6 protein-coding genes and 1 pseudogene are annotated in these 5,819 nt (G+C 72.4%); 5 read left to right on the forward strand and 2 right to left on the reverse strand.

Annotated features, from left to right (window positions below):
* Positions 1-96: 96 nt before the first annotated feature.
* Positions 97-1,242, forward strand: coding sequence for a DNA polymerase III subunit beta (dnaN, locus tag FHP29_RS14360; RefSeq protein ID WP_139623549.1), 1,146 nt, complete (start codon positions 97-99; stop codon positions 1,240-1,242).
* A gap of 56 nt (positions 1,243-1,298) precedes the next feature.
* Positions 1,299-2,216, forward strand: a complete 918-nt coding sequence (gene gnd, locus FHP29_RS14365; protein WP_139623550.1) for a phosphogluconate dehydrogenase (NAD(+)-dependent, decarboxylating) — start codon at positions 1,299-1,301, stop codon at positions 2,214-2,216.
* A 3-nt stretch (positions 2,217-2,219) separates the two neighbouring features.
* Here the strand turns inward: gnd and FHP29_RS14370 are convergent, their stop codons facing one another.
* Positions 2,220-2,630: a DUF2752 domain-containing protein gene (locus FHP29_RS14370; protein ID WP_139623551.1), complete on the reverse strand. Its 411-nt coding sequence runs from the start codon at positions 2,628-2,630 to the stop codon at positions 2,220-2,222.
* Between the two features lie 7 nt (positions 2,631-2,637).
* Positions 2,638-3,030 carry a hypothetical protein gene (locus tag FHP29_RS14375; protein ID WP_205014126.1) on the reverse strand — a complete coding sequence of 131 codons (393 nt, stop codon included), beginning with the start codon at positions 3,028-3,030 and terminating at the stop codon, positions 2,638-2,640.
* A gap of 162 nt (positions 3,031-3,192) precedes the next feature.
* On the opposite strand from FHP29_RS14375, the gene recF reads away from it, so the two are divergent.
* From recF to FHP29_RS22760, 3 genes and pseudogenes are all read left to right on the forward strand, one after another.
* Positions 3,193-4,314 (forward strand): DNA replication/repair protein RecF, encoded by a 1,122-nt coding sequence (recF, locus tag FHP29_RS14380; RefSeq protein ID WP_139623552.1) that lies wholly within the window; start codon positions 3,193-3,195, stop codon positions 4,312-4,314.
* On the forward strand, positions 4,307-4,909 hold the full coding sequence (locus FHP29_RS14385) for a DciA family protein (protein WP_240044509.1): 603 nt from the start codon (positions 4,307-4,309) through the stop codon (positions 4,907-4,909). Before recF ends, FHP29_RS14385 begins: the two co-directional genes overlap by 8 nt.
* 248 nt (positions 4,910-5,157) lie before the next feature.
* A pseudogene (locus FHP29_RS22760) lies at positions 5,158-5,819 on the forward strand (ATP-binding protein); the annotation flags it as partial.

Raw genomic sequence — 5,819 nt, forward strand, 5'->3', positions numbered from 1 at the left:
CTGTGGATGACCGGCTCGCTCCGCCGCCCCCGTGCCGCCGTCAGGCGTGACGTGGCAGGATGCAACTCCCACCCACCACGTGAGAGGTACGACGACGTGAAGTTCCGTGTCGACCGCGACGTCCTCGCCGACGCCGTCGCCTGGGCTGCGCGCAGCCTGCCCGTCCGGCCCAGCGCGCCCGTGCTCGCCGGACTCCTCATCGAGGCAGGCGACGACGGCCTGGTGCTGTCGACGTTCGACTACGAGACCTCCGCCCGTGCCACCCTCGCCGCCGAGGTCAGTGACGAGGGCCGGGCGCTGGTCAGCGGCCGCCTGCTCGCCGACATCTGCCGCAGCCTGCCCAACAAGCCGGTCGACCTGACGCTCGACGGGGCCCGGGTCTCGCTCACCTGCGGCTCGTCGCGGTTCTCGCTGCAGACGCTGCCGGTCGAGGACTACCCGACGATCCCCGAGATGCCGGCCGCGACCGGCACCGTGTCGAGCGAGGCCTTCGCCCACGCCGTCGCCCAGGCGGTCACCGCCGCCGGCCGCGACGACATGCTCCCGGTCCTCACCGGCGTCCGCCTCGAGATCGAGGGCGACACGATCGCGCTCCTGGCCACCGACCGGTTCCGCCTCTCCCAGCGTGAGCTCTCCTGGAACCCCGGCACCCCCGACGCCACGGTCGCCGCCCTCGTGCCGGCCAAGGTCCTGGGCGACACGGCCAAGTCCCTGACCGCCGGGCCCGAGGTCACCATCGCGCTGTCCGCCTCCGGCGCCGGCGACGGGATCATCGGCTTCGAGGGCACCGGCCCCGGCGGCGTGCGTCGTACGACCACGCGTCTCCTCGACGGCGAGTTCCCGAAGGTCCGCAGCCTGTTCCCGAGCGAGAAGCTGACCACCGCGAAGATCGACCGGCAGGAGCTGATCGAGTCGGTCAAGCGGGTCTCGCTCGTCGCCGACCGCAACACCGCGGTCCAGCTCAGCTTCCGCGACGGTGCGCTCGTCCTCGACGCCGGATCGGGTGACGACGCCCAGGCGTCCGAGTCGGTCGCCGCGCAGATCGAGGGCGAGGACCTGGTCACCGGCTTCAACCCGAGCTTCCTGCTCGACGGCCTCACCGCGATCGACCAGCCGGTCGTCGAGCTGGCCTTCACCCAGGCCTCGAAGCCGGTGGTCATCAGCGGCACCGGCGACCAGAGCGACGCCGACGACGGCGGCTCGTTCCGCTACCTGCTGATGCCGCGCCGCCTCCTCAGCTGACGACCCCGCAGCCCCAGCCCCGCACTCCAGCAGCGCCAGCCGAAGGGAGCACCGCCGTGCAGATCGGACTCGTCGGACTCGGAAAGATGGGCGGCAACATGCGCACGCGGCTGCGCAAGGCCGGCCACACCGTCGTCGGCTACGACTTCAACCCCGACCTGACCGACGTACCCAGCCTCGCCGCGATGGTCGCCGAGCTCGGCACCGACGGGTCGGCGAAGGTCGTGTGGGTGATGGTCCCGGCCGGCGAGCCGACCCGGTCGACGGTCGCCGAGCTCAAGGAGCTCCTCGGCGAGGGCGACCTGGTCGTCGACGGCGGCAACTCCAAGTACACCGACGACGCGATCAACGCCGCCTCCCTGGCCGAGAAGGGGATCGGCTTCGTCGACTGCGGCGTCTCCGGCGGCGTCTGGGGTCTGGAGAACGGCTACGCGCTGATGTACGGCGGCGCGCCCGAGGACATCGCCAAGGTCCAGCCCGCCTTCGACGCGCTCAAGCCCGAGGAGGGCGGGGCGGTCCACGCCGGTCCGACGCCCGGCGCCGGCCACTTCGCCAAGATGGTCCACAACGGCATCGAGTACGCCATGATGCAGGCCTACGCCGAGGGCTGGGAGCTGCTCGAGAAGGTCGACATCGTCGAGAACGTCCCCGCGATCTTCGAGTCCTGGCGCCACGGCACCGTCATCCGCTCCTGGCTGCTCGACCTGCTCACCGAGGCGCTCGAGGACGACGAGCACCTCGCCCAGCTGCGCGGGTACGCCGACGACTCGGGCGAGGGCCGCTGGACCGTCGAGGCCGCGATCGAGAACGCCGTGCCCATGCACGTCATCGCTTCGTCGCTGTTCGCGCGGGTCACCTCGCGCCAGGACGACAGCCCGGCCATGAAGGCGATCGCCGCGATGCGCAACCAGTTCGGCGGGCACGCCGTCCACACCGAGCCGCCCCCGGGTGGCGAGGCGAACCCCGACGCTTGAGGCTCAGGCCGCGGCGGCGATCCGGACGATCGCGAAGGCCAGCCAGGCCGTGATCACCGCGATGGTGACCGGGTGGCGCACGACCCGGTCGAGCGAGGGCGCCGCGGTGCGTCGTACCCGCGCCCGGACCACCGCGACCGCCAGGACCAGGACGACGGCCGCGAGCAGCGGCCCGAAGAGGTGGGCGGTGAACGCCTCGCGCCACCAGCCGTGCGCCGCGTAGACCCAGGACCGGGTCAGCCCGCAGCCGGGGCACGGCAGCCCGGTCAGCCGGCGGAACGGGCAGACGACCGGCCCGTCCTCGATGTGCTCGGGGGAGAGCAGGCACGCCACGCCCAGCCCGGCGACGCCGGCGGCCGCGACCACCTCGGAGGTGGCGGGCCGCCGGGTCGCCGGCGCGTGGGTGGTGGACATCGCTGACCTACGCTGCGAGGCCGCGCACGTAGTTGACCTGCTGAGAAACCTGGAAGAAGGTCTGTGCTGAGACAGCCGGAATCATGGTCGAGTGGTGGAATCCCTGACCCTGGACCGTGACCTGCACGTGCCCCGTCACACGCCGCTCCTTCATGAGGAGGAACAGCAGGCTCAGGAAGCACAGCCAGATGAAGAGCACTGCGAGGACGATGCCGACCGTCGAGATCTTCTCCTCGTTCCGGCTGAAGTCCTGCACTGTCCAGACGCTGCCCTTGATCGGGAACCGGCCGGTCGGGATCTGCACCCACGATCCACCGACCGAGATGTCGCCGATCGCGGTGAGCACGGCGTTGTCCCCTGCGGGGGCGTAGGCCTCCGGAGCCGCATGGGAGGGCTGCACATACGGTTCCGGCTGAGTCCCATAGGGCTCCGGCTCCCCGTAGGGAGGGTTGGGTGGTTGCGTCCTGCCGGTGAGCCTAGGGTTCTCGGGCGGTGTCGAAACCTCGAACCGCAGGCTGCGGGTGGAGAATCGTCAGGTGGGCAGGTCGAGGGAGGTGAGGGCGTGCACGTCGCACGGCTGAGCCTGCACGACTTCCGCTCCTACGCCGACGTGGACGTCGAGCTCGAGCCCGGCGTCACGGCCTTCGTCGGACGCAACGGGCAGGGCAAGACCAACCTCGTCGAGGCGGTCGACTACCTCTCGCGCCTCTCCTCGCACCGGGTGGCGACGGACGCCCCGCTGATCCGCGCCGGCACCGAGCAGGCGGTCATCCGCGCCGCCGTGGTCCGCGAGGGCCGCACCGCGGTGCTCGAGGTCGAGCTCAACCCGGGCCGGGCCAACCGGGCGCGGATCAACCGCTCGCAGCTGCCGCGGGCGCGCGAGCTCGCCGGGATCGTGCGCACGGTCGTGTTCAGCCCGGAGGACCTCGCGCTCGTCAAGGGCGATCCGGGCGGCCGACGCCGCTTCCTCGACGACCTGCTCGTGCTCCGCACGCCGCGCCACGCCGGCCTGATCGCCGACCACGAGCGCGTGTTGCGGCAGCGCAACACCCTCCTCAAGTCCATGTACGCCGCCCGCGGGTCCAGTCGCGAGAGCGCGCTCGCGACCCTCGCGGTGTGGGACGACCACCTGGTCGCCACCGGCACCGAGCTGCTCGCGGCCCGGCTCGCGCTGAGCGCCGACCTCGCGCCGTACGTCGGGAAGGCCTATGAGGCCGTGGCCCGCGGCGCGTCGCGCGACGACGCCCGGATCAGCTACGAGCCGACGGTTCCCGAGGCGACGCCCGAGGCGTTCCGCGCCGAGCTCGAGCGCCGTCAGTCCGACGAGATCGCGCGGGGGGTCACCCTGGTGGGTCCCCACCGCGACGAGCTGCTGCTCACCCTCGGCCCCGGCGACGACCAGCGGCTCCCGGTGCGGGGCTACGCCAGCCACGGCGAGTCGTGGTCGTTCGCGCTCGCGCTCCGGCTCGCCTCCTACGACCTGCTCCGCGCCGACGGCGACGACCCGATCCTCATCCTCGACGACGTCTTCGCCGAGCTCGACACCGAGCGCCGCTCACAGCTGGCCGCGCTCGTCGCCGGCGCCGAGCAGGTGCTGGTCACCGCCGCGGTCCCGGCCGACGTCCCGGCCGAGCTGGCGGGCGTGACCTTCCACGTCGCGGCGGGGGAGGTGACCCGTGCCTGACGAGCCCGACCTGCCCGACCCGGATCTTGCCGAGGAGACCCAGGAGCCCGAGGAGCACCGGCCCGACGGCCTCGACCTGGCGCGGGCCCAGATGCTCGGCACCGCCGGGTCTCGTACGACGCCCGCTCGCCGCCCGCGGCGCGGCTCAGATGCGGGCGGGAAGGGCGGCACCGGCTACTCGTTCCGCCGCCGCGGCAGCCGCACCGACCCGCAGCTCAGCGGCGCCTACCCCGACGGCCGCGACCCCCAGGCCCTGACCTCCGAGCTGGGCCGGCTCATCGATGACCGCGGCTGGGCGCTCGACCTCAAGGTGCGCGGGGTCTTCGCGCGCTGGGCCGAGATCGTCGGCCCCGAGATCGGGGCCCACACGACGCCCGAGACGCTCGTCGACGGCACGCTCGTCGTCCGCACCGACTCGACCGCGTGGGCGACCCAGCTCAAGCTGCTCGCGACCACGGTCGTGCGCCGGCTCAACGAGGAGCTGGGTGCGGGGACGGTGCTGGTCGTCGAAGTGCTCGGGCCGCACGCGCCGACCTGGAAGCACGGCCGCCGCAAGGCACCGGGAAGCCGCGGACCGCGCGACACCTACGGCTGACCGGAGCCCCCGGCGGCGTACCGGGACCAAGCCGCCCCCCTCCGCGGCCGTCCGATCGGCGATTCTGGGCCGTCTGCGGCCCCATTTCGCCCGCCGTTGTCCCCCGACCGGGGAGCGGTGCGTGTCCTGAGGGCTCCAGACGGCTAGAATGGACCATCGGCCGGGAACGCGTCTCGGGACGCCTGACTCGGCCTTCGCCATGCCTTCGACAGATCGTCGGCACGAGCGTGCCCCGAACGACCAAGTGAATGAGGTCCCGCGTGTCCACACACGACCAGTCCCCCGAGGTCGAGCCCCAGGTCCCCGCGACGTCGGGTGCGTACGACGCCTCGGCGATCCAGGTCCTCGAAGGGCTCGAGGCGGTCCGCAAGCGTCCGGGCATGTACATCGGCTCGACGGGCGAGCGCGGACTGCACCACCTCATCTGGGAGATCGTCGACAACGCGGTGGACGAGGCGCTGGCCGGCCACTGCGACACGATCAAGGTCACGCTCAACGCCGACGGCTCGGTGAGCGTCTCCGACAACGGTCGCGGCATCCCCACCGACACCGCGCCGGGCCAGGACCTCCCGGCCGCGACCCTCGCCCTGACCGTCCTGCACGCCGGCGGCAAGTTCGGCGGCGGCGGCTACAAGGTGTCCGGCGGCCTGCACGGCGTCGGCTCCTCGGTGGTCAACGCGCTGTCGACCCGCCTGCACCTGCAGGTCAAGAACCGCGGCTACCTGTGGGAGCAGGAGTTCTCCCTCGGCGTCCCGGACTACCCGCTGCGCCAGGTGCGCGCGCTGGAGGACGGCGAGCGCACCGGCACCACGGTCACCTGGTTCGCCTCGCCGGAGATCTTCGAGACCACCGACTACACCCTGGAGACGATCTCCGCGCGCTTCCGCGAGATGGCGTTCCTCAACAAGGG

The organism is Nocardioides albidus, from assembly GCF_006335005.1.
Lineage (GTDB): Bacteria > Actinomycetota > Actinomycetes > Propionibacteriales > Nocardioidaceae > Nocardioides > Nocardioides albidus.